Origin of the sequence: Streptomyces sp. NPDC051563, assembly GCF_044454225.1 — a bacterium.
In the GTDB taxonomy this organism is placed as follows: domain Bacteria; phylum Actinomycetota; class Actinomycetes; order Streptomycetales; family Streptomycetaceae; genus Streptomyces.
In genome coordinates, this window is record NZ_JBITDL010000003.1 from 260,846 (window position 1) to 282,793 (window position 21,948).

Annotated in this window: 17 protein-coding genes; 10 read left to right on the forward strand and 7 right to left on the reverse strand. The window is 71.3% G+C overall.

Annotated elements, in window-relative coordinates; translation table 11 throughout:
- Nucleotides 1-20 precede the first annotated feature (20 nt).
- Nucleotides 21-1,721: a methylmalonyl-CoA mutase gene (locus ACIA8F_RS05445; protein ID WP_399376878.1), complete on the forward strand. Its 1,701-nt coding sequence runs from the start codon at nucleotides 21-23 to the stop codon at nucleotides 1,719-1,721.
- Nucleotides 1,722-1,779: 58 nt separating this feature from the next.
- Nucleotides 1,780-2,331, forward strand: a complete 552-nt coding sequence (locus tag ACIA8F_RS05450) for a hypothetical protein (protein ID WP_399376879.1) — start codon at nucleotides 1,780-1,782, stop codon at nucleotides 2,329-2,331.
- On the opposite strand, the gene ACIA8F_RS05455 is transcribed toward ACIA8F_RS05450, so the two are convergent.
- A complete protein-coding gene (locus tag ACIA8F_RS05455; protein ID WP_399376880.1) occupies nucleotides 2,273-2,935 on the reverse strand; it encodes a TetR/AcrR family transcriptional regulator in 663 nt (220 codons plus the stop codon). The two genes, ACIA8F_RS05450 and ACIA8F_RS05455, sit on opposite strands and share 59 nt — an antisense overlap.
- Nucleotides 2,936-3,173: 238 nt before the next feature.
- Between ACIA8F_RS05455 and ACIA8F_RS05460 the strand changes: the two genes are divergently transcribed.
- From ACIA8F_RS05460 to ACIA8F_RS05475, 4 genes are all read left to right on the forward strand, one after another.
- On the forward strand, nucleotides 3,174-4,181 hold the full coding sequence (locus tag ACIA8F_RS05460; RefSeq protein ID WP_399376881.1) for a tetratricopeptide repeat protein: 1,008 nt from the start codon (nucleotides 3,174-3,176) through the stop codon (nucleotides 4,179-4,181).
- A gap of 591 nt (nucleotides 4,182-4,772) precedes the next feature.
- Entirely contained in the window at nucleotides 4,773-5,414 is a 642-nt protein-coding gene (locus ACIA8F_RS05465) for a DUF6230 family protein (RefSeq protein WP_328300864.1), read from the forward strand.
- A gap of 115 nt (nucleotides 5,415-5,529) precedes the next feature.
- Nucleotides 5,530-6,114: a DUF6114 domain-containing protein gene (locus tag ACIA8F_RS05470; protein WP_399376882.1), complete on the forward strand. Its 585-nt coding sequence runs from the start codon at nucleotides 5,530-5,532 to the stop codon at nucleotides 6,112-6,114.
- Nucleotides 6,104-7,390 (forward strand): hypothetical protein, encoded by a 1,287-nt coding sequence (locus ACIA8F_RS05475; RefSeq protein ID WP_399376883.1) that lies wholly within the window; start codon nucleotides 6,104-6,106, stop codon nucleotides 7,388-7,390. The genes ACIA8F_RS05470 and ACIA8F_RS05475 overlap by 11 nt, the downstream gene beginning before the upstream one ends.
- A gap of 135 nt (nucleotides 7,391-7,525) precedes the next feature.
- Here ACIA8F_RS05475 and pyk read toward each other — a convergent pair whose 3' ends face one another.
- The 3 genes from pyk to pta form a co-directional block, all read right to left on the reverse strand.
- Nucleotides 7,526-8,956: a pyruvate kinase gene (pyk, locus tag ACIA8F_RS05480; protein ID WP_399376884.1), complete on the reverse strand. Its 1,431-nt coding sequence runs from the start codon at nucleotides 8,954-8,956 to the stop codon at nucleotides 7,526-7,528.
- Between the two features lie 63 nt (nucleotides 8,957-9,019).
- Nucleotides 9,020-10,234 (reverse strand): acetate/propionate family kinase, encoded by a 1,215-nt coding sequence (locus ACIA8F_RS05485; RefSeq protein WP_399376885.1) that lies wholly within the window; start codon nucleotides 10,232-10,234, stop codon nucleotides 9,020-9,022.
- Between the two features lie 43 nt (nucleotides 10,235-10,277).
- Entirely contained in the window at nucleotides 10,278-12,362 is a 2,085-nt protein-coding gene (gene pta / locus ACIA8F_RS05490; RefSeq protein WP_399376886.1) for a phosphate acetyltransferase, read from the reverse strand.
- 299 nt (nucleotides 12,363-12,661) lie between these two features.
- On the opposite strand from pta, the gene ACIA8F_RS05495 reads away from it, so the two are divergent.
- Both ACIA8F_RS05495 and ACIA8F_RS05500 read left to right on the forward strand, forming a co-directional pair.
- Nucleotides 12,662-13,687, forward strand: coding sequence for an ATP-dependent 6-phosphofructokinase (locus tag ACIA8F_RS05495; RefSeq protein ID WP_399376887.1), 1,026 nt, complete (start codon nucleotides 12,662-12,664; stop codon nucleotides 13,685-13,687).
- Between the two features lie 280 nt (nucleotides 13,688-13,967).
- Nucleotides 13,968-16,040, forward strand: coding sequence for a hypothetical protein (locus ACIA8F_RS05500; RefSeq protein WP_399376888.1), 2,073 nt, complete (start codon nucleotides 13,968-13,970; stop codon nucleotides 16,038-16,040).
- 153 nt (nucleotides 16,041-16,193) lie between these two features.
- Here the strand turns inward: ACIA8F_RS05500 and ACIA8F_RS05505 are convergent, their stop codons facing one another.
- Nucleotides 16,194-16,817 carry a helix-turn-helix domain-containing protein gene (locus ACIA8F_RS05505; RefSeq protein WP_399376997.1) on the reverse strand — a complete coding sequence of 208 codons (624 nt, stop codon included), beginning with the start codon at nucleotides 16,815-16,817 and terminating at the stop codon, nucleotides 16,194-16,196.
- Between the two features lie 412 nt (nucleotides 16,818-17,229).
- On the opposite strand from ACIA8F_RS05505, the gene ACIA8F_RS05510 reads away from it, so the two are divergent.
- Nucleotides 17,230-17,655 (forward strand): MerR family transcriptional regulator, encoded by a 426-nt coding sequence (locus tag ACIA8F_RS05510; protein ID WP_399376889.1) that lies wholly within the window; start codon nucleotides 17,230-17,232, stop codon nucleotides 17,653-17,655.
- 26 nt (nucleotides 17,656-17,681) lie between these two features.
- Nucleotides 17,682-18,041, forward strand: coding sequence for a thioredoxin family protein (locus ACIA8F_RS05515; protein ID WP_399376890.1), 360 nt, complete (start codon nucleotides 17,682-17,684; stop codon nucleotides 18,039-18,041).
- On the opposite strand, the gene glgB is transcribed toward ACIA8F_RS05515, so the two are convergent.
- Both glgB and ACIA8F_RS05525 read right to left on the reverse strand, forming a co-directional pair.
- Complete coding sequence (gene glgB, locus ACIA8F_RS05520) at nucleotides 18,019-20,349, reverse strand: 1,4-alpha-glucan branching enzyme (protein WP_399376891.1); 2,331 nt, start codon at nucleotides 20,347-20,349, stop codon at nucleotides 18,019-18,021. The two genes, ACIA8F_RS05515 and glgB, sit on opposite strands and share 23 nt — an antisense overlap.
- Entirely contained in the window at nucleotides 20,346-21,812 is a 1,467-nt protein-coding gene (locus tag ACIA8F_RS05525) for a maltokinase (protein WP_399376892.1), read from the reverse strand. The genes glgB and ACIA8F_RS05525 overlap by 4 nt, the downstream gene beginning before the upstream one ends.
- Nucleotides 21,813-21,948 lie beyond the last annotated feature (136 nt).

The following is a 21,948-nucleotide window of genomic DNA, read 5'->3' on the forward strand; positions in this document are numbered from 1 at the left end:
GTCCTAGTAAATTCAGAGGCATGGACGCTGACGCCATTGAGGAAGGCCGCCGTCGCTGGCAGGCCCGGTACGACAAGGCCCGCACGCGCGAGGCCGATTTCACCACGCTCTCCGGCGACCCCGTCGATCCCGTCTACGGACCCCGGCCCGGCGACTCGTACGAGGGCTTCGAGCGCATCGGCTGGCCGGGGGAGTACCCGTACACCCGCGGCCTGCACGCCACCGGCTACCGGGGGCGGACCTGGACCATCCGGCAGTTCGCCGGCTTCGGCAACGCCGAGCAGACCAACGAGCGCTACAAGATGATCCTGGCCGCCGGCGGCGGCGGGCTCTCCGTCGCCTTCGACATGCCCACCCTGATGGGCCGCGACTCCGACGACCCCCGCGCGCTGGGCGAGGTCGGCCACTGCGGGGTGGCCATCGACTCCGCCGCCGACATGGAGATCCTCTTCAAGGACATCCCGCTCGGCGACGTCACCACCTCCATGACGATCAGCGGCCCCGCCGTGCCCGCCTTCTGCATGTACCTGGTGGCCGCCGAACGGCAGGGCGTCGATCCGGCCGTCCTGAACGGGACGCTCCAGACCGACATCTTCAAGGAGTACATCGCCCAGAAGGAGTGGCTCTTCGAACCCGAGCCGCACCTGCGCCTCATCGGCGACCTCATGGAGTACTGCGCCAACGGCATCCCCGCCTACAAACCGCTCTCCGTCTCCGGCTACCACATCCGCGAGGCCGGAGCCACGGCCGCGCAGGAGCTCGCCTACACCCTCGCCGACGGCTTCGGGTACGTGGAGCTCGGCCTCTCGCGCGGGCTGGACGTGGACCACTTCGCGTCCGGGCTCTCCTTCTTCTTCGACGCGCACCTCGACTTCTTCGAGGAGATCGCCAAGTTCCGCGCCGCCCGCCGCATCTGGGCCCGCTGGATGAAGGAGGTGTACGGGGCGAAGTCCGAGAAGACGATGTGGCTGCGCTTCCACACCCAGACGGCCGGGGTCTCCCTCACCGCCCAGCAGCCCTACAACAACGTCGTGCGCACCGCCGTGGAGGCCCTCGCGGCCGTCCTCGGGGGCACCAACTCCCTGCACACCAATGCCCTGGACGAGACCCTCGCCCTGCCCAGCGAGCAGGCCGCCGAGATCGCCCTGCGCACGCAGCAGGTGCTGATGGAGGAGACGGGCGTGGCCAACGTGGCCGACCCGCTGGGCGGCTCCTGGTTCGTCGAGCAGCTCACCGACCGCATCGAGGCGGACGCCGAGAAGATCTTCGAGCAGATCAAGGAGCGCGGCCTGCGCGCCCACCCGAACGGGCAGCACCCGATCGGCCCGATCACCTCGGGCATCCTGCGGGGCATCGAGGACGGCTGGTTCACCGGGGAGATCGCCGAGTCGGCCTTCCAGTACCAGCGCTCGGTGGAGAAGGGCGACAAGCGGGTCGTGGGCGTCAACGTCCACCACGGCTCGGTCACCGGCGACCTGGAGATCCTGCGGGTCAGCCACGAGGTGGAGAAGGTCCAGGTCCGCGAGCTCGCGGAGCGCAAGTCCCGCCGGGACGACGCGCAGGTGACGGCGGCACTGGACGCCATGCTGGCCGCCGCCCGCGACGGGTCGAACATGATCCCGGCGATGCTCGACGCGGTGCGCGCCGAGGCCACGATGGGCGAGATCTGCAACCTGCTGCGGGACGAGTGGGGCACCTACACGGAGCCGCCGGGCTTCTGACGGCCCGGCGCCCGTGACGCCGTCCTGATCGACAGGACAACCCCCTAGGGTGGCGGCCATGACAGGCCGCCGCCTTCCCGGCCCCGTGTACGGGGTCACCGTCCGCGTGCTCATGCAGACCAACTGCGGTCCGTACGCGTACATCGCCGCCGACTTCGAGCCGCCCGGCCGGAACGGGCTGACCGAGGTCCTGAACGCCGTCCCGGCGCACCGCCTGCTGCCCGAGGCGTACGCCTCCTGCGTGCGGGCGGGCATCGTGCGCGGCCTCGACGGGGTGGCGGCCTCGGTGCTGCTCACCGACGCCCGGGTCCACGAGGTGGACTCCTCGGAGTACGGCTACCGGCTCGCCGGGCTCGAAGCGGGCCGGGCGGCCCTGGTGGCCGCCGGCCTGCTGCCGCCGGAGGAGGCCGACAGCCTGCGCTGGGCCGACTGGCCGGGGCGCCCGCGGCCCTGGCCGGGCCACAATCCGCGCTCGGAGGCGCTGACGGCTTCGGCCCCGGCCTGGTGTGCGGACTTCCTGCCCCTGTCGGACGGGGGCAGGCCCGCGGTGGTCACACCATCGGTGCGGGGCCGGAAGGGCCGGCGGCGGAGCCCTGGAGGCCGTGCATGAGCAGGGCCGTGAAGGTGGCCACCCACAGCTCGTCCACCGGCTCGGAGCTCACCAGCGCCCGGTGCACCACGGTGCCCGCGATCACGTCGAAGATCAGGTCGGTGGTGGGGGAGGCGAGGGACTCGTCCTCCTCGTAGGGCAGTTCGCCCCGCGCCTGCGCCCGTTCGCGCCCCAGTACGACGAGACGTTTCTGCCGGTCCACGATCGCCGACCGGATCCGGTCCCGCAGGGCCTCGTCCCGGGTGGACTCGGCGACGACCGCCATCAGGGCCGTACGGGCCTCCGGGCGCCGCAGCAGCGCCGCGAACTGGAGCACCACGAACTCGATGTCGGCTTCGAGCGAGCCCCGGTCGGGGAGTTCGAGGGAATCGAAGAGCTCCGCGACGGCGTCCACGACCAGTTCGCTCTTGCCCGACCAGCGCCGGTAGAGGGTGGTCTTCGCGACCCCGGCCCGCGCCGAGACGTCCCCCATCGTCAGCTTCGACCAGCCCAGCTCCACCAGCGCGTCCCGGGTCGCGGCGAGGATCGCGGCGTCCGCCGCGGCGCTGCGCGGGCGGCCGGTGCGGCCGGGCGGGGAGACGGTGTCCGAGCTGGGGTTGCGCATGGCCAGGACCATACCCGCCAGTAGCAGGACCGATCGGCCCCCCGGAGGTGTGGTTCAGATCACGACCCGCGGGCGGGCGGGGCGAGTTACGCTACGACTCGTAGCGTAAGAGCGACAACCACGCGAAGAGCTACCGGCGCCAGGTGGGGACCCGGCGCCACAGCATGACAGGTACCGCGATCGGTTCGTTTCGGCCGATCTTTTTCGTCGGCGCACGCACTCGGGGGAGGATGTACGCATGCAGCCCAGAAACATGTCCATGAGCGGCGTCGTCGACCTCGCCGCGGTGAAGGCGGCCGGCGAGGCCAAGGCCAAGGCCGAGCAGGCCCGCGCCGAGGCGGCCCGGAAGGCCGCTCAGGGCGGTGCGCCGGCGCCCGCCGGGGCCGTTCCGCCGTCCGCGCTCGTCTTCGACACCGACGAGACCCGCTTCGAGAGCCACGTCGTCCCGCTCTCGGGCGAGGTTCCGGTCATCCTCGATTTCCGCGCCGAGGGCTTCGAGCAGGGGCGGGAGCTGAGCCTGCTGCTGGAGCGGCTCACCATCGAGGCGAACGGCCGCCTCGCGCTGGCCGCGCTCGACGTCGCCGCCAACCAGAACCTGATCCGCGAGTTCCGCATCCAGGCCCTCCCGGCGGTCTTCGCCGTGGTCGCCGGCCAGGCGATGCCGCTGTTCCAGGACTTCGCGTCCGAGGGCGAGGTCCGCGGGGTCCTGGCCCAGCTGGTCCAGATCGCCGAGGAGCGCTTCGGCGTCATCGGCGTCGAGGTGGACCCCGCCGCCGAGGGCGCGGGCGCCGCCGGTCCGGGCGCGGCCGAGGCCGAGGAGCCGGCCGGTCCGTACGACGCGCTGCTCGACGAGGCGATCGAGGCGCTGGACGCCGACGACCTGGACGGGGCGGTGCGCGCCTACAAGAACGTACTGGCGGCCGATCCGGCCAACACCGACGCCAAGCTGGGCCTCGCCCAGGCCGAGCTGTTCGTCCGGGTCAAGGACATGGACCCGCAGGCGGTGCGCACCGCGGCGGCCGAGAACCCGAAGGACCCGGCGGCGCAGATCGCCGCGGCCGACCTGGATCTGGCCGGCGGCCACGTGGCGGACGCCTTCGGGCGGCTGGTGGACACCGTGAAGGTGACGTTCGGTGAGGACCGTGACGCGGTGCGCGTCCGGCTGCTGGAGATGTTCGAAGTGGTCGGGCCGGACAACCCGCTCGTCACCTCGGCGCGTACGGCGCTCGCCCGGGTGCTCTTCTAGCACCGGCACAGGACCCACACAGCACCGGCACACCACCGGTGATTTGTTGACACGGAGATAAACAGCGGCCGCACTTTGCCAAAACTTGGTAATTGCGGCCGCTGTTACTCGCAGTAAATCGAACCCCGTGAACTGTCCGGTGTGTTCACTCTTCCCCCGATCTGTCGTGGCCCTTGGTGACACCCTGTGTTGCTGCCCGACATGGTCAGGACTCCCTCGGGTTATCTGGCCGTTACCCGCCAGTAACGAACCCCCTTGTGCCCCGGCCGTGAATGGACCACGATCGGCGACGCTCGGTCCTTCCCGCAGAGCCGCTCATCCGGAGCCGCGGTGGAGGGTCCCCACCGGGCCGGCCGGTGGCAGTGGCACCGGCCGTGGGACAGGGGGGTCTCCGTCATACGGCGGGGCCTGTCCTCCAGGTTGCGCGAACGCGTGGCCAAGTGGTTGTCGCTCGGGGGTGAACGCCGGTGTACGGACGCGGCATTGCCGCGGCTCGGCCGCTCGCGCTCCTTCCCGAGGACGTAGCACTTCTCCCATCCCAGGACGGGTACGGCCCGGACCGGAGATGTACGTCCGAGAAGGAGGAACAAAATGAGTTCTCAGATTCGTGGCGGGACCAGATGGAAGCGCTTCGCGCTCGTCATGGTGCCGAGCATCGCGGCTACGGCCGTGGTCGGTGTGGGTCTGGCGCAGGGTGCCCTCGCGGCTTCCTTCGCCGTCTCGGGCCAGGACTTCAAGGTGTCGGCCGACAAGCTGGACGGTACGAACCTGATCCAGTACGGCGGCGTCGCCGAGGGTCACGACCTCAAGGGCAACGCGGCTCACCACCCGGTCACCATCTCCGGGTTCAGCCACGCCGAGATCACCAACATGTGCCAGTCGCTGGTGACGCCGACCCCGCTCGGCAACATCACGCTGCAGCTGAAGACCGGCACCAAGCCGGGCAAGCCGGCCGTGGCCGACAACATCTACCTGGATGTTGCCGAGCTCGACACGGACGCCGAGTTCACCAACCTGGACATCGGTGTCGCCGTCGGCGACGCGAGCCACAAGACCAAGCCGCAGGCCGGCACGGTCGCGAGCCCGTACGCGTTCTCGCAGCGCGCGGACCGCGCGGTCCTGTCGAACGTGCGCCAGAAGGCGTGGGCCACGACGGCGGGCACCTTCAAGCTGCCCGACCTCAAGCTGCGCCTCCTCGGTGGCGACCAGCCCTGCTACGCGGACGGGCAGTAACCGCTCCCCGGTGCGTAACCGGGCGGGCGGACGACGCCGGCAGCCGTCGACGTCGTCCGCCCGTCCGGGCTCCACATAGTTCTCAGTACCACCCGTTTCCAGGGAGCTGTTGTCCATGAACCCCCAGGCCCCGGTTTACGTGCGCGCCGAAGACGACGCCTGGCTCACGATGGTGTACTACCGCTTCCATGCGTGGACCGGTCACCGCCCCTTCTGGGCCGGACTGATCACGCTCATCGCCGGATTCCCCATCGCCTACTTCCCGTACGCGGACGTCCGGCTCGGCAACGTCACCATCGCGATGGCGACCACGGCCGGAGCGGGCTCGCTGATCATCGGCGTCCTCCTGGCAACGCTGGGGCTGACGCTCTGGTTCCAGCAGGGCGTACGGATCTTCGCGGGCGTCGCCGCGATCCTCCTGGGACTCGTGTCCCTGCCGGTCTCGAACCTCGGCGGCTTCGGCATCGGCCTGATCCTCGCCATGGTCGGCGGCGGTCTCGCCCTGTCCTGGGTGCCGGGCAAGCCGGCGGCACAGACGGCAGTGGCGGACACCAGAGACCCGGCGCACGCCGTGAGCCTGGGCAAGGCCGAGGCGATGGCGGGACCCCACGGGGTCCCGGGACAGCGCGACACGGAAACGACGGCATACGCGAGCGAGACGACTGCCCACGCCGATGGCGGGAGGAACAGTGCGGGGTGACGAAACGCAACGGGGCGAGGCTCCGGGTGCGGAGTCCCGTGAGAGGAAGGGCCCGCGCCACGCGGCGCCCAGGAAGTCGCTGCTGACCAAGATCCAGATACCCGTCGGCAAGACGATGGCGCTGGCCGCCATGCCGACCGCGGTCTTCGTGGGCATGAGCATGGCGCCGAAGCTGGCCGTGGCCGACGACAAGGACATCCCCTTCGCGCCCGGACCGTGCGTGACGCGGTCCGACGAGCCCGCGGAATCGGCCTCCCCGTCGGCGAAGACGCCTTCCAAGACTCCTTCCAAGACGCCTTCGAAGACCCCTGGGACGACTCCTGCGCCGGGCAAGTCGCCCGCTGCGGTGCCTTCGCCGAACGTGAGCCCGTCGGCCACCAAGCCCGCGTCGAAGCCCGTCGAGAAGCCCGGCCTCAGGCCGGCGGCGGTCCCCCCGGCCAAGGCGTCGAACCCGCTGGACCCGCTGGGCGTCGGCGACGCGATCAAGGGTCTGGTCAACGAGCTCGGCAAACCCCTCACGGGCGCCCCGGCCCCGACCGCCACCGCGACCACCGCGCCCGCGGCGGATCCGGCCGCGGCCGCGATCCGCGACGCCGCGAAGACGGCGGGCGTCACCGTCTCGGAGCTCTCCGAGGAGGTCAAGGGCACCGCGACCACCCCGAAGGACGAGACGGGCACGGCGACCAAGCCGAAGCCCAAGCCGGTGCCGGAAACGGCGACGGAGGACGAGGACCCGAAGGGCGAGGACGCCAAGGGCGAAGGAGCGAAGGGCAAGGACGGGAAGGAACCCTTCCCCTGCCCGACCTACGACGCCAAGGCCCTGGCCGCCGCGGAACTGGAGCAGGGCATCCCGCTGCTCCCGGACGAGCCCTGGTACCTCGACAGCTCGCTGCTCACCCTCTACGGCCTCGACTACGAGGGCATCGTCGAGGTGAAGACGGCGGGCGGCAAGACCAAGACCGTCCTGAAGTTCACCGCGGACTCGCTGGACATCAAGGACCTCTACCAGACGGTCGGCAAGGGCAAGCAGGTCGCCCACCTGAAGTCCCGTCCGGGGTCCACCTCGAAGATCCGCGGGGCCAAGGTGACGATGTACACCGAGAGCCTCAAGGGCAACCTCTTCGGGCTGATCCCGATCGAGTTCACCCCGAAGAGCCCGCCGCCCCTGAACGTCCCGTTCGCGTTCTTCACGAACGTCACGGTCGTCCAGGCCGGCCAGTTCGGCGGCACCCTGACCGTCCCGGGCCTCAAGAACTACATCGGCCCGGCGGAGTAGACGCGTACGGCCTCGCGCGGCCGCACGCACCGAGGGCGGCACCCCGGATCCTCATCGGATCGGGGGTGCCGCCCTCGGTCTCTGTGCGGCAGAGGCGGTACGGGTGGAGCGGGGGGCGGTGCGGCGGGTGCGAGATCAGTCGCGGGCGCCGCTGCCCAGGTGGTGGACCCGGACCATGTTGGTCGTGCCCGGGACGCCGGGGGGCGAGCCGGCCGTGATGATCATGGTGTCGCCGTTGTTGTAGCGCTGGAGCTTGAGCATCTCCGTGTCCACCAGGTCGACCATGGCGTCGGTGTTGTCCACGCGCGGGACGACGTAGGACTCGACGCCCCAGCTCAGGGTGAGCTGGTTGCGGGTGCCCTCGTCGGTGGTGAAGGCCAGGATCGGCTGGTTCGCGCGGTAGCGCGACAGGCGGCGGGCGGTGTCACCGGAGTGCGTGAAGGCGACCAGGGCCTTGCCGTCCAGGAAGTCCGCGATCTCGCAGGCCGCGCGGGCGACGGAGCCGCCCTGGGTGCGGGGCTTCTTGCCCGGGACCAGCGGCTGCAGGCCCTTGGACAGGAGCTCCTCCTCGGCCGCCTCGACGATCTTCGACATCGTCTTGACGGTCTCGATCGGGTAGGCGCCGACCGAGGACTCGGCGGACAGCATGACCGCGTCCGCACCGTCGAGGATCGCGTTGGCGACGTCGGAGGCCTCCGCGCGCGTCGGGCGCGAGTTGGTGATCATCGACTCCATCATCTGGGTCGCGACGATCACCGGCTTGGCGTTGCGGCGGCACATCTCCACGAGGCGCTTCTGCACCATCGGGACCTTCTCGAGCGGGTACTCGACGGCCAGGTCACCACGGGCGACCATGACCGCGTCGAAGGCGTCGACGACGCTCTCCATGTTGGCGACGGCCTGCGGCTTCTCGACCTTGGCGATGACGGGGACCCGGCGGCCCTCCTCGTCCATGACCTTGTGGACGTCCTTGACGTCGTTGGCGTCGCGCACGAAGGACAGGGCGACCATGTCGCAGCCCATCCGCAGCGCGAAGCGCAGGTCGTCGATGTCCTTCTCCGACAGGGCGGGGACGTTGACGGCCGCACCCGGCAGGTTGATGCCCTTGTGGTCCGAGATGACACCGCCCTCGATGACGATGGTCTTGACCTGGGGACCCTCGACCGAGGTCACCCGGAGCTCGACGTTGCCGTCGTTGATCAGGATCGGGTCGCCCTTGGAGACGTCGCCCGGCAGACCCTTGTAGGTCGTGCCGCAGATCGACTTGTCGCCGGGGACGTCCTCGGTGGTGATGGTGAACTCGTCACCGCGGACGAGCTCGACGGGACCCTCGGCGAAGGTCTCCAGGCGGATCTTCGGGCCCTGGAGGTCGGCGAGGACGCCGACGGCGCGCCCGGTATCCTCGGAGACCTTCCGGACGCGGTCGTACCGCTCCTGGTGTTCTGCCTGGGAGCCGTGGCTGAAGTTGAATCGGGCCACGTTCATACCGGCCTCTACGAGAGCTTTCAGCTGCTCGTAAGAGTCGACGGCGGGGCCCAGCGTGCAGACGATTTTGGAACGGCGCATGGAGCAGATCCTATCGGTTTGTTTCGTAGCGGAATATTCCGTCTGGCGGAAAGTCCAAAGTGACTATCCGGTAACCAGCGCGTACGTCTGGCTGGCGATCTCCAGTTCCTCGTCCGTGGGGACCACGGCCACGGCCACCCGCGCGTACTCCGCGGACACCAGGCGCGGCTCGGGGGACCGCACCGAGTTGGCCTCCAGGTCGAGCGCCAGGCCCAGTTCGGCCAGACCGGCCAGGGCCATCTCCCGGATTTCGGAGGAGTTTTCGCCCACGCCCGCGGTGAAGGCCACCGCGTCCACCCGGCCGAGGACCGCCGAGTAGGCGCCGATGTACTTCTTCAGGCGGTGGATGTACGAGGCCAGTGCCAGGCGTGCGGAGGCGTCGCCCTCCGCCGCCCGCCGCTGCACCTCGCGCATGTCGTTGTCGCCGCACAGACCCAGCAGACCGCTCTTCTTGTTGAGCAGCGAGTCGATCTCGTCGACGGACATGCCCCCCACCCGTGCCAGGTGGAAGACGACCGCCGGGTCCAGATCGCCCGAACGGGTGCCCATGACCAGGCCCTCCAGCGGGGTCAGCCCCATGGAGGTCTCCACGCAGACCCCGCCGTGCACGGCCGAGGCCGAGGCGCCGTTGCCCAGGTGGAGGACGATCACGTTCACGTCCTCCTCGGCCTTGCCGAGGAGCCGGGCCGTGGCCCGGGCGACGTAGGCGTGCGAGGTGCCGTGGAAGCCGTACCGCCGGATGGAGTACTTGTCGGCCGTCGCGGTGTCGATCGCGTACCGCGCCACGTGCTCCGGCATGGTCGAGTGGAAGGCCGTGTCGAACACGGCGACCTGCGGCAGGTCGGGGCGCAGGTCGCGCGCCACCTCGATGCCGGTGACGTTCGCCGGGTTGTGCAGCGGGGCGAGCGGGATCAGGGCGCGGATCTCGGCCAGGACGGCGTCGTCGATCAGCGTCGGGTGGGTGAACTTGGTCCCGCCGTGCACCACCCGGTGGCCCACGGCGGCCAGCTCGGGGGAGTCCAGCCCCAGACCGTCGGCGGCGAGCTCCGCCGCGACGGCCCGCAGCGCCGCCCCGTGGTCGGCGATCGGACCCTCGGTCACGCGCTTGCCGCCCGCGGCCCCCGGCCCGGTCAGCGGCTCGTGACTGAGCCGGGAGGTCTCCTCGCCGATGCGCTCCACCAGGCCGACCGCCAGGCGGGAGGAGTCCGCCATGTCGAGCAGCTGGTACTTCACCGACGAGGAGCCGGAGTTGAGGACGAGTACGCGCGATGCGGTCACGATGAGGGTCTTTCCTTTGCGGTGGGGGGCTCGGAGGGGCGGGTCAGGCGGTGGGGGCCGGAGCGCCCTGCGCCTGGATCGCGGTGATGGCCACGGTGGTGACGATGTCCTGGACCAGGGCGCCGCGCGAGAGGTCGTTGACCGGCTTGCGCAGACCCTGCAGGACCGGCCCGACCGCCACGGCGCCGGCCGATCGCTGCACGGCCTTGTACGTGTTGTTGCCGGTGTTGAGGTCGGGGAAGATCAGCACCGTCGCGCGGCCGGCCACCTCGGACTCGGGCAGCTTGGTCGCGGCGACCGAGGGCTCCACGGCCGCGTCGTACTGGATCGGCCCCTCGATCAGCAGGTCGGGGCGCTGCTCGCGGACGATCTCGGTGGCCTTGCGGACCTTGTCCACGTCGGCGCCCGAGCCGGAGGTGCCGGTGGAGTACGAGAGCATCGCGATCCGCGGCTCCAGGCCGAACGCGGCGGCGGTGGTGGCCGACTGGACGGCGATGTCGGCGAGCTGCTCGGCGTTGGGGTCCGGGTTGACGGCGCAGTCGCCGTACGCGAGGACCTTGTCGGCCAGGCACATGAAGAAGACCGAGGAGACGATGGAGGCGTCGGGCTTGGTCTTGATGATCTCGAAGGCGGGGCGGATGGTGGCGGCGGTGGAGTGCACCGAGCCGGAGACCATGCCGTCGGCGAGGCCCTCCTGGACCATCAGGGTGCCGAAGTAGTTGACGTCGGTGACCACGTCGTGGGCCAGCTCGACCGTCATGCCCTTGTGGGCGCGGGCCCTGGCGTAGTACTCGGCGAACCGTTCCCGCAGCGGGGAGAGCGCCGGGTCGATGAGCTGGGCGGCCGAGATGTCGATGCCCAGGTCGGCGGCCTTCTTCAGGATCGCCTGCTCCTCGCCCAGCAGGGTGATGTCGCAGACCCCGCGGCGCAGCACCACGTCCGCGGCGCGCAGCACGCGCTCCTCGGTGCCCTCGGGGAGGACCACGCGGCGGCGCTCGGAGCGGGCCTGCTCGAGCAGCTGGTTCTCGAACATCATCGGGGTGACCCGCTCGGAGCGGGCCACCGAGAGCACCTCGCGCAGTTCGGCGGTGTCCACGTGGCGCTCGAACAGGCCGAGCGCGGTCTCCAGCTTGCGCGGGGTCGCGGAGTTCAGCCGGCTCTGCAGCGCGAAGAGTTCGGCGGCCGTCGGGAAGCTGTTGCCCGCCACCGAGACCACCGGGGTGCCCGGGGCCAGCTTGGAGGCCAGCGTCAGGATGTCCTTGCCCGGGCGTTCGTTCAGCGTCAGCAGCACACCCGCGATCGGCGGGGTGCCGGAGGTGTGTGCGGCGAGCGCGCCGATGACCAGGTCGGAGCGGTCCCCGGGGGTGACGACCAGGCAGCCGGGGGTCAGGGCGTTCAGGAAGTTCGGCAGCATGGCTCCGCCGAAGACGAAGTCCACGGCGTCGCGGGCCAGTCCGGCCTCGTCGCCGAGGAGCACCTCGCCGCCGAGCGCCCGGGTGATCTGGGCGACCGTCGGGGCGGACAGGTGCTTGTCGTCCGGCAGGACGTAGCAGGGCACGGGGAGCCGGGCGGCGAGGCGCTCGGCTATCACGTCGCGGTCCTCTGCGGCCACCCGGTTGACGACCATCGCGCCCACGTGGCAGCCCAGGGCCTCGTACGCGCGGTAGGCGTTGCGGGTCTCGGCGCGCACGGCCTCGGCGGGGTGCTTGGTGCCGCCCACGACGGGGATGACCAGCGCGCCCAGCTCGTTGGCGAGACGGGCGTTGAGGGCCAGTTCGTCCGGGAGGTTGGTGTCGGCGTAGTCGGTGCCGAGGACCAGCATGACCTCGTAGTCGCGCGCCACCTCGTGGTAGCGGCCGACGAGCTGGGAGACCAGTTCGTCGGTGCCCTTCTCGGCCAGGATGGCGGAGGCCTCGTGGTACTCCATGCCGTAGGCCGTCGCGGCGTCCTGCTCGATCCGGTACCGGCCCTTGAGGAGGTCGAAGAGCCGGTCGGGCCCGTCGTGCAGCAGGGGGCGGTACACGCCCACCCGGCCGGTCTGGCGGGTCAGGAGCTCCATGATGCCCAGCTCGACGACCTGGCGGCCGTCCCCCCGCTCGATCCCCGTCACGTACACGCTGCGCGTCACGCGTGCTCTCCGTCCCAATTCGAGTCGGTTGTCCCAGTTAATGTGGGCTTGACCTCTTGACAATACCCCTGCGATTCCTTAGGACGCCCGCCGGGAGAAGGGCCTGCCGGAGGGGGCCGAAAGGCCCTGAGGGGGCCCTGCGGGTGGCGCACCACGGAGCGCGCACCCCCCCGGGCCCGTGGAACAATCGGACAGGCTTCACCAATACGCCCTTCATACGGCATCTCATATGTACGTCGGTCGACTGATCGCCCGCACGCGAACAGTCACATACGACCAGGAGCAGGAGACACAGCACGATGCGTATCGGAGTTCTCACCGCAGGCGGCGACTGCCCGGGCCTCAACGCTGTCATCCGGTCGGTCGTACACCGTGCCGTGGTCGGGCACGGGGACGAGGTCATCGGCTTCGAAGACGGCTTCAAGGGCCTCCTCGACGGCAACTTCCGCCCCCTCGACATCAACGCGGTCAGCGGCATCCTCGCCCGCGGCGGCACGATCCTCGGATCCGCCCGCATGGAGCGCGCCCGCCTCCACGAAGCGGCCGAGAACGCCGCCGAGCTGGCGAAGCGCTACGGCATCGACGCGCTGATCCCGATCGGCGGCGAGGGCACCCTGACCGCCGCCCGGATGCTGTCGGACGCCGGCATGCCCGTCGTCGGCGTGCCGAAGACCATCGACAACGACATCTCCTCCACCGACCGCACCTTCGGCTTCGACACCGCCGTCATGGTCGCCACGGAGGCCATCGACCGCCTCAAGACCACCGCCGAATCGCATCAGCGCGTCATGGTCGTCGAGGTCATGGGCCGCCACGCGGGCTGGATCGCCCTGGAGTCCGGCATGGCCGGCGGCGCCCACGGCATCTGCCTGCCGGAGCGCCCGTTCGAGGTGGACGCCCTGGTCAAGATGGTGGAGGAACGGTTCGCCCGCGGCAAGAAGTTCGCCGTCATCTGCGTGGCCGAAGGCGCGCACCCAGGCGAGGGCTCCATGCCGTACGAGAAGGGTGCCATCGACCAGTACGGCCACGAGCGCTTCGCCGGCATCGGCAACCGCCTCGCCGTCGAGCTGGAGCGCCGCCTCGGCAAGGAAGCCCGCCCGGTCATCCTCGGCCACGTCCAGCGCGGCGGCACCCCCACCGCCTACGACCGCGTCCTCGCGACCCGCTTCGGCTGGCACGCGGTCGAGGGCGTCCACCGCGGTGATTTCGGCAACATGACCGCCCTGCGCGGCACCGACATCGTCATGGCCCCGCTGGCCGACGCCGTCACCGAGCTGAAGACGGTCCCCGAGGACCGCATGTACGAGGCCGAGTCCGTCTTCTGATCGCCCCGGCCGGGACTTGTGTCCCGAATTCCGGCGCCGAAAGACCCGGTCCGCACCGGCCCCCGGGGCCGCGAGGACCGCCGCCAGGCCCCTGCGGCCCGTCCGCGTCCCCACCGGGACGGGGGCGGGCCGCACCTCGTTCGGCCCCCTCCCCGCGTTATGATCCGAAGACTCCGCCGTTGGGGGATTGATTGGCCGGGCCGCACATGGCCGGATCGGGCCGCGAAGTCCAGGCCCCTCATCCGGCTCCCGTGCGCACGATGGAAGGTTCCCGTCTCCCGTGGCGACCCGCCCTGCCCTTCTGACCCGTAGGAACGCCGAGAACCCGCAGGCGGGAGCGCCCGGCGGCCCGGCCGGGACACCCGCCCGGCGACGGTGGCCCGTCCTCGCGGCGGCCCTGGCCCTGTCCTGGGCCCTGCCGCTGCTCCTGGACGCGCTGAGCCTGGACGTGGTGCTGATCCCCGTCCTGGTCCTGGCGATCGCCTCCCTGATCCGGGTGGGCGGCGGACTGCTCGACCGGCTGGTCGTCTCCGCCTTCGTCCTCTGCGGCGCCGTCATGGCCTTCGGACTGCTCTTCTCCGTCTGGCCGTGGGGGCTGGCCCCGGTCCCCGGCGCCGGATTCCTGCTGACCGTCGTGTCCGTCTGCGGCTGGCTGTCCGGGCGCCGCCCGCACATCCCCCTGCGGCTGCGCGGCACGGATGCCCTGGTGCTCGGCACCTTCGGGGTGGTCTGGCACTACATGCACCACCCGCTCGCCGGGAAGTCGGTCACCGAGCGGCTGGCCTTCTTCGTCACGTCCGAGGACCGGATGGGGCACTTCTCGTACTTCGACGGCATCCACCACGTGGGCGGCTACAACTTCCTCCACCAGGAGGCCGCCAAGGCGTTCATGATGACCCCCGCGGAGGCCGTCTACCCGCAGGGCACCCACTTCCTGCTGGCGTGGACCGACGTCCTCGTGAAGTCCTCGACCGACGGCGGCCCCACCGCCGAGATGATGAACCGGTACCTCCTGTACGTCATCGGCGCCTACGCCCTGCTCTGCGCCCTCCTGGTCTGGGCCGCCCGCTGGATCGGCGGCCCGCGCCTGCGCGGCTGGCGCGCCGCGGCGGTCTGCGCCACCGTGATGGCGGTCATGCTGATCGGCTCCATGTCGACCCTCGTCGAGCGCGGGTTCGACTCCGAGATCGTCGGACTGCTGTTCCTCGCCGTCGGACTGGCGCTGCTCGTGCGGCCCGCGATGGGCCGGGCCGAGTTCGCCCTCGTCGCGGTGGCCGGCCTGGTGACCGTCACCTTCGTCTACAACCTCTACGGGGCCCTGCTCGGCCTCGGCCTGGCCGCGGTCCTCGTCGTCCACCGGCGGCGCTTCGCCCCGCGGCGCGGGCTGCTCCTCACGGTCCTCGCGGCCGGCACGCTGCTCGCGGGACTGCCCAGCATCTTCTCCGTGCTGACCAAGCTGGACGTCTCCAAGACCTCCAACCTCGCCGGCCCGATGGTGGTCCCCGACCGCCCGGTGCTCATCGGATGCGCCCTGGCGGCCCTGCTGGCCGCCTCCCTGCGGGCGAACCGGCGCACCGCCACCGGGCAGATGGTGCTGGTCCTGGTCCTCGGGGCGATGGCACTGCTCACCCTGTTCGGCATCTACCAGACGAAGACCATCGGCTACCTCTCGTACTACTTCGAGAAGCTGGCCGCCGCCGGACTCGTCATCAGCCTGATCTCGCTGGGCCTGGTCGGGCTCCTGCTGACGCCCGGGCACCAGACCCAGGGCTCCCCCCGGCGGCGCCGGGCGGAGCGGCTGCTGCAGTCCGCGCTCGCCGTGGTCACCGCACTCGCGCTGTTCGGCGGCGTGCAGTTCGGGATCCCCTCGGGGTGGACCAGCTTCGCGGAGCGGCTGAACACCACCTCGGCCTTCCACGAGAGCCCGATGATCAAGTGGGCCAAGGGCGGGGGCCGGAGCGACATGGGCCCGCCGGCCGAGGCGCTCGTCGGGCGGGACCTCAAGGACCGGCCGGGCCCGGTGATCGCCCTGTACGCCAACGACTCGTACCTGAACCTGAAGTCCACCTTCCTCGCCGCCCTCCTGAACCACCGGGCGGGCGACATGGTGGCGCTGTACGAGATCTTCTACGTCCAGATGGGCGGCCCGCCCACCGAGAAGGACACCCAGAAGCGGGAGTTCGCGAGCCTGTACGACACCTCGCTGGTCCACCTGAAGAAGGCGCTCGCCGAGGGCCCCGCCGCGCCGACCGTCCTGGTCGGCGACCGGACGGTGGCGGACCGGCTGACGAAGGACCTCTCCCGGGCGGGCATCAAGGCGACCGTGGTGTACGCGCCGCTGCCGCCGCGCTAGCGGCCGCGGACCGGGGCCGCCGGACGGCGGCTGCCGACCGGCCCCCGGGGCGGGACCTCCGCCCCCACTTCGTACGCCGGAAGGCCCCGATCACGTCCTCGTCTGGACGCGGTCGGGGCCTTTCCCGTAGGGAGCCCGAGGGCTGAATGTGTCCTACGCCGCACCCCCGGCGAGGCTCCAGAACCGCTCCACGATGTCGGCGAGGTACTCACGTCCCGAATCGCCGCTGCCCGCCTCGCCCCCGCCGCCGCCCCAGCTCAGGGTGGCCACCATCCGCGACTGGTACTCGCCGTGCAGCTGCTCCAGCACCCGCTCCAGGTGCGCCTTGGGCACCGGCAGCAGCTTGGCCAGCGGCTTCACGTACGCCTGCCAGCGGGTGGTCACCGCGCTGCGCAGCAGTTCGGCCAGCTCCTCGTGCTTGCCGGTCGCCGTCACGAACTGGGCCAGGGTCAGCCCGAGCGCCGTCGCCAGCGCGGCGGACTGGCGCTCGTTGCCCTTCCAGCGGCCGGCGTCCTCCATCTTCTGGTAGGCACCCGCCTCCACCCCGACCCGGCGGGCCAGGTCGTCCGCGGCCAGGCCCCGGGCGATGCGGTGCTCCCGCAGGGTGACGGGCTCGGCGAACAGCTCTCCGGGGGAACACCAGAGCACGCCGGCCAGAGCGGTGAGCTCGGCGGAGGTGGGTGAAATCTCGCCACGCTCCCACGCCATCACGGTCTCGGGAGTGACGAGGAGTCCGTACTGGGCCCGCAGGCCATAGGCGACATGACCGGGAGCCATGCCCAGGGCCGCGCGGAGACGACGCGCGGCGGGGGCATTGAAGGGGGGGCTGGAGTGCACATGGCACACCGTAGGAGTGGCCGAGGCGTGGCGACTACAGACCAAACAAACAAGCCCATAACTCGTAGGAACGTCCTATGGAGTTAAGGACTTTGGACGGTTTTCCCTGCGACTGTCCGGTAATCGGAGTGAAGCGTGATCCATTTCCTAGCGTACGTTTCCGGCCGCCCCGAGCGATAGCCCCGTGCGTGATCCCTCTCACACGACCGGACCGATCCGAACCGGCCACCCGGCCCCTTCGTGCTCCATGACGCGGAGGCCCTCGCTCACGGGGGTGGCGAGGGCCTCCCCGGCCCCTTCCCCGCGGCGGCTCCTTGCCTTGACGCCGGGGTCAAGGATTACCGTCGGGGCCATGCGAATCGGCGAACTGGCCGAGCGTGCGGGCACCAGCACCCGGACGCTCAGGTACTACGAGTCGCGGGGCCTGCTGCCCGCCCGGCGCGACGGCAACGGCTACCGCACCTACGACGAGGAAGACCTGCGGCTGCTCCGCCAGATCCGCACGCTCCAGGACTTCGGCTTCGAGCTGGAGGAGACCCGCCCGTTCGTGGAATGCCTGCGCGCCGGGCACCCGTCCGGCGACTCCTGCCCGGCCTCGCTGGCCGTCTACCGGCGCAAGCTCACCGAACTGGACGGCCTGATCGGCCGCCTCGGCGAGGTCCGCGACCAGGTCGCGAACCAGCTCGCCGAAGCCGAGAACGAAGCCGAGAACGAAGCCGGGAACGGCGCCGAGAACGAAGCCGGAGCGGCACGGCCCAGATGCGAGATGACCGGCTGATCCGGCCGGGACGAGAGGGGAAGCACATGATCAAGGCCCACGGCGTGAGCGAAGTGACCGACGCGGACTTCGAGACGGAGGTGCTCGCCGAGCGCGGCCGGCCCGTCCTGGTGGAGTTCACCGCCGACTGGTGCGGCCCGTGCCGTCAGCTCGCACCCGTGCTGTCCGCCGTCGCCGCGGAGGAGGCCGACCGCCTCAAGGTCGTGCAGATCGACGCGGACACCAACCCCGAGACCGTGGTGCGCCACGGGGTGCTGTCCATGCCGACCCTGCTCGTCTTCCGCGACGGCGAACCCGTCCTGCAACTAGTCGGAGCCCGCGCCAAGCGCAGGCTCCTCCAGGAACTGGACGGGGTGCTGAGCGCTACCGCCGCGGCATCGGGCTGAACCAGACCGTCGCCAGCGGCGGCAGGGTCAGGCGCAGGCTCGCCGCCCGGCCCTGCGCGGGCACCGGCTCGGGCCGCACCGGCTGGGTGTGGTGGACGCCGCTGCCGCCGTAGAGCTGCTGGTCGGTGTTGAGGACCTCCCGCCACAGCGGGACCTCCTCCGGGACCCCGATCCGGTACCCGTGCCGGACCACCGGCGAGAAGTTCGAGACGCACAGCAGCTGCGAGCCGTCCTGCGCGTACCGCAGGAAGGCGAAGACGTTGTCCTCCGCGGCGTCCGCCTCCACCCAGGCGAACCCCTCCGGCACCGTGTCCCGCTCCCACAGGGCCGGAGCCGCCCGGTAGGTGCGGTTCAGGTCGCCCACGAGGCTGCGTACGCCCCGGTGGTCGGCGGCCGCCGCGTACGAGGAGTCCAGCAGCCACCAGTCCGGGCCGTACGTCTCGGACCACTCCGAGCCCTGCGCGAACTCCTGCCCCATGAAGAGCAGCTGCTTGCCCGGGTGGGCCCACATGAAGCCCAGGTACGCACGGTGTATGGCCCGCTGCTGCCACCAGTCGCCGGGCATCTTCGACACCAGCGAGCCCTTGCCGTGCACCACCTCGTCGTGGGAGATCGGCAGTACGTAGTTCTCGCTGAACGCGTAGACCATCCCGAAGGTCATGTCGTGGTGGTGGTACTTGCGGTGCACGGAATCCTTGGACGCGTAGCGCAGGGTGTCGTGCATCCAGCCCATGTTCCACTTCAGGCCGAAGCCGAGACCGCCCCCGTCGGTGGGCTGGGTGACGCCCGGCCACGCCGTGGACTCCTCGGCGATCGTCACCACGCCCGGGCAGCGCCGGTAGACCGTGGCGTTCATCTCCTGGAGCATCGCCACCGCGTCGAAGTTCTCCCGCCCGCCGTGCTCGTTGGGCGTCCACTCGCCGTCCTTGCGCGAGTAGTCGAGGTAGAGCATCGAGGCCACGGCGTCCACGCGCAGCCCGTCGACGTGGAACTCCTGGCACCAGTACACGGCGTTGGCCACGAGGAAGTTCCGCACCTCACGGCGCCCGTAGTCGAACTCCAGGGTCCCCCAGTCCGGGTGCGCGGCCCGCTGCGGGTCGTGGTGCTCGTACAGCGGCCGCCCGTCGAACTCGGCGAGCGCCCACTCGTCGCGCGGGAAGTGCGCCGGCACCCAGTCGACGATCACCCCGATCCCGGCCCGGTGCAGCGCGTCCACCAGGAAGCGGAAGTCGTCCGGGGTGCCCATCCGGGAGGTCGGTGCGTAGAAGCCGGTGACCTGGTAGCCCCAGGAGCCGCCGAAGGGGTGCTCGGCGACCGGCATCAGCTCCACGTGCGTGAAGCCGAGCTCCGTCACGTAGGCCGGCAGCTGCTCGGCCAGCTGGCGGTAGGAGAGCCCGGGCCGCCAGGACGCCAGGTGCAGCTCGTACACGGAGAAGGGGGCCTGGTGGGGCGGGCGCTCCCCGCGCTTCGCCATCCACTCCGCGTCCTGCCAGACGTAGGAGGAGGCCGTCACCACCGAGGCGTTGGCCGGCGGGACCTCGGCGTGCTTCGCCATCGGGTCGGCGCGCAGGGTGTGCGAGCCGTCCGGGCGGGTGATGTCGTACTTGTACAGGGCGCCCTCGCCGACGCCGGGCAGGAACAGCTCCCACACGCCGGTCGCCCCGAGCGAGCGCATCGGGTGGGCGACGGAGTCCCAGTACGAGAAGTCCCCGCTGACCCGCACCCCCTGCGCGTTCGGCGCCCACACCGTGAACCGGGTGCCCGCCACGCCCTGGTGGACCATCGGCTCCGAGCCGAGCGCCGTCCACAGCTCCTCGTGCCGGCCCTCGCCGATCAGGTGCAGGTCGAGCTCGCCGAGCGCGGGCAGGAACCGGTAGGGGTCGTGGACCTCCACCTCGTCGCTGTCGTACGTGACCAGCAGCCGGTAGTCCGGCACCCCGCTCAGCGGCAGCAGCCCCGAGAACAGGCCGTCCCCGTCGTCGAGGAGCTCGGCCCGCAGCCCCTTGGCGACGATGGTGACCGCTTTCGCGTACGGACGCAGCACCCGGAAGGCCACCCCGCCGCGCTGGGCCCGGGCCCCGAGCACCCCGTGCGGGTCGTGGTGGCGGCCCTCCAGCAGCCGGGCCCGCTCCTCCGCGTCCAGCGCAGGCACCGGCCGGACCCCGCGCGGCGGGGCCGCCCGCCGGGCCCTGGGGGCCCGGGGCTTCTTCGCACTCGGTTCGGCGGGGGCGGCGGGGGTGTCGACAGCGTCGACGACGGGCTTGGCTTCGTCGTGGACGGTCGGTGACGGCTGTCGTGCGGCGCTCACGCGAGCGGCCTCCTCGGGGGCTTCGGATGGTGGGGGGTGGCGGGTCCGGGGACGGGGGGATGCGTGCGGTGGGAGGGTGGACGCTGCGGCTCCGACAGCCGCCGGATCGCCGCCATCGGCACGTGCAGCCAGTCGGGCCGGTGCCGGGACTCGTAGCGGGCCTCGTACACGGCCTTGTCGGTTTCGTAGGCGCGCAGGAGCACGGGGTCCTCGCGCGGGTCCCGGCCGGACGTGCGGGCGTAGCCCTCGCAGAACGCCGCCCGGCAGTCGTCCGCCCAGGCGGGGGCGAACGGCCGGTGGGAGCGGGCCGCGTAGTCGAAGGAACGCAGTATCCCGGCGATGTCCCGCACCGCCGGTTCGGGGCGGCGCCGGTCGGCCAGCGGCCGGGCCGGCTCGCCCTCGAAGTCGATCAGTGCCCAGCTGCCGTCGACGGTGCGCAGGGTCTGGCCCAGGTGCAGGTCCCCGTGGATCCGCTGGGCGGACACCCCGGTCCCGCGGGAGGCGGCCAGTGCGTCGAAGGCTCCGCGCAGCCCCGCCTCGTAGGGGCGCAGGGCCGGTACCTCGCGGGCGGTGGCGGCGAGCCTGGCCGTCATCCCGGCCGCCAGCCGGGCCGTCTGCTCCGGGCCCAGGGCGACGGTGGGCAGGGCCGCGGCCAGCGCGTCGTGCACCTCGGCGGTGGCCCGGCCCAGCGCGTGCGCCTCGGCGGTGAAGTCGGCGCCGGTGCGCAGCCGGTGCAGCGCGAGCTGCCAGCCGTCGTCGGAGCCGCGCAGGTAGGGCTGGAGCACCCCCAGGGTCAGCGGTTCGGAGCCGGGCAGCTCGGCCTCGTACCAGGCGACCGGCGCGGGCACCCGGGCACAGCCGGCCAGGGCCAGGGCCCGGGGCAGCTCCAGGTCGGGATTGACCCCGGGGCCGACCCTTCTGAAGATCTTCAGGATGTACGAATCCCCGTAGATCAGCGAGGAGTTGGTCTGTTCCCCGGACAGCGGCCGGGGGGTGGGCGCCTCGGGGATCACGGCGGCCGGATCCCGGTCGAAGCGGAGCGGGCCGAGGGTGCCGGGGGAGCGCAGCCGCTCCAGCAGCAGCGAGGCGAGCCGCGGATCGCCCAGGCCCTCGTAGACCGACTGGCCGGCGTACGGGCCCTGCTCGGCCCGGCCGATCAGGGCGGGTGCGAGGGCCGGTGGCAGCGGGCTCGGGCGGATGCCCAGGAGCAGCTGGTAGCAGTCCCCGTCCACGTCCAGCAGCAGGTGCAGCAGCCCGGGGGCGGATCCGGGCGGCAGCAGTTCGGCCGCCGAGATGGCCCTGAGCCGACCGATGGCCCGGCCCTTGCCCGCGAACCAGCGCTGGGCGGGCAGCCAGGCCCGCAGCATCGGTTCCAGTGGGCCGAGCCCGAACCCGGTTCCGAGTCCGAGCCCGGTGGCCCGGTCGGCGGTGAGCCGATCCCGGGCGGATGCAGCCTCCGACATGGCGTCGCGTCCTTTCCCCGGGCCGTCAAAGAATGCGCATTGTGTCCCGGATTACGCTGGTTGCTTCTCCGGTATGTGCGAGTGTCGGGTCAGGATGATCCGTACAGGGGCGGGCGGTTGACCCATTCGCCGCGCC

Excerpts from the sequence above, each read along its gene's own strand:
- ACIA8F_RS05465 (WP_328300864.1), top strand. The coding sequence starts at position 4,773 with ATGAGTTCTCAGATTCGTGGCGGGACCAGATGGAAGCGCTTCGCGCTC.
- ACIA8F_RS05460 (WP_399376881.1), top strand. The coding sequence starts at position 3,174 with ATGCAGCCCAGAAACATGTCCATGAGCGGCGTCGTCGACCTCGCCGCG.
- ACIA8F_RS05525 (WP_399376892.1), bottom strand. The coding sequence starts at position 21,812 with ATGTCGGAGGCTGCATCCGCCCGGGATCGGCTCACCGCCGACCGGGCC.
- ACIA8F_RS05445 (WP_399376878.1), top strand. The coding sequence starts at position 21 with ATGGACGCTGACGCCATTGAGGAAGGCCGCCGTCGCTGGCAGGCCCGG.
- ACIA8F_RS05495 (WP_399376887.1), top strand. The coding sequence starts at position 12,662 with ATGCGTATCGGAGTTCTCACCGCAGGCGGCGACTGCCCGGGCCTCAAC.
- ACIA8F_RS05505 (WP_399376997.1), bottom strand. The coding sequence starts at position 16,817 with ATGGCTCCCGGTCATGTCGCCTATGGCCTGCGGGCCCAGTACGGACTC.
- ACIA8F_RS05450 (WP_399376879.1), top strand. The coding sequence starts at position 1,780 with ATGACAGGCCGCCGCCTTCCCGGCCCCGTGTACGGGGTCACCGTCCGC.
- ACIA8F_RS05510 (WP_399376889.1), top strand. The coding sequence starts at position 17,230 with ATGCGAATCGGCGAACTGGCCGAGCGTGCGGGCACCAGCACCCGGACG.
- ACIA8F_RS05515 (WP_399376890.1), top strand. The coding sequence starts at position 17,682 with ATGATCAAGGCCCACGGCGTGAGCGAAGTGACCGACGCGGACTTCGAG.
- pyk (WP_399376884.1), bottom strand. The coding sequence starts at position 8,956 with ATGCGCCGTTCCAAAATCGTCTGCACGCTGGGCCCCGCCGTCGACTCT.
- ACIA8F_RS05455 (WP_399376880.1), bottom strand. The coding sequence starts at position 2,935 with ATGCGCAACCCCAGCTCGGACACCGTCTCCCCGCCCGGCCGCACCGGC.
- ACIA8F_RS05470 (WP_399376882.1), top strand. The coding sequence starts at position 5,530 with ATGAACCCCCAGGCCCCGGTTTACGTGCGCGCCGAAGACGACGCCTGG.